The 593-nt window shown below is 73.2% G+C and carries 1 protein-coding gene; it reads right to left on the bottom strand.

The annotated features are described in order from the left end of the window. The coding region (locus LPA54_RS35345; RefSeq protein WP_228984680.1) for an SDR family oxidoreductase at positions 1-593 on the bottom strand (593 nt) is incomplete at both ends.

Raw genomic sequence — 593 nt, 5'->3', positions numbered from 1 at the left:
ATGTCCTCGGGTGTGCCCAGCCGCTCCAGCGGCGGGGTCTTGGCGAGCCGCTCGATCTCCTCGGGCGTCTTGCCGTCGAGGAACAGGTCGGTGGCTGTGGGGCCGGGGGCGACGGTGTTCACCGTGATGTCCCGGCCGCGCAGCTCGCGGGCGAGGATCAGGGTCATCGACTCGACGGCGGCCTTGCTCGCCACGTACGCGCTGTAAGCGGGGAACTGTGCTCCGACCACGGAGGTCGACACGCCCAGGAAGGAGCCGCCGGGCCGCAGCCGCCGAGCGGCCTGCCGGGCCACCACGAAGGCGCCGCGGATGTTGGTGCGGTGCATCTCGTCGAGGGCCGACAGGTCGAGGTCGGCGACGGGCGACAGGACAAGGCGGCCGGCGGCGTTGACCACCACGTCGACGCCGCCGAACTCCCGCTCCGCCCGGTCGAACAGCGCGGCGACCGCGTGCTCGTCCGCCACGTCCGCCCGCACGGCGATCGCCCTCCCGCCGTCGGCGGTGATCGCCTTCACGGTCTCCTCGGCCGAGGCCACGTCCCTGGTGTAGTTCACCACCACCGCCAGACCGTCGCGGGCCAGCCGGAGCGACAC

The sequence above is a fragment of the Streptomyces sp. DH12 genome (assembly GCF_020873895.1).
GTDB lineage: Bacteria > Actinomycetota > Actinomycetes > Streptomycetales > Streptomycetaceae > Streptomyces.
This window is presented reverse-complemented; position numbering and strand designations above follow the sequence as displayed.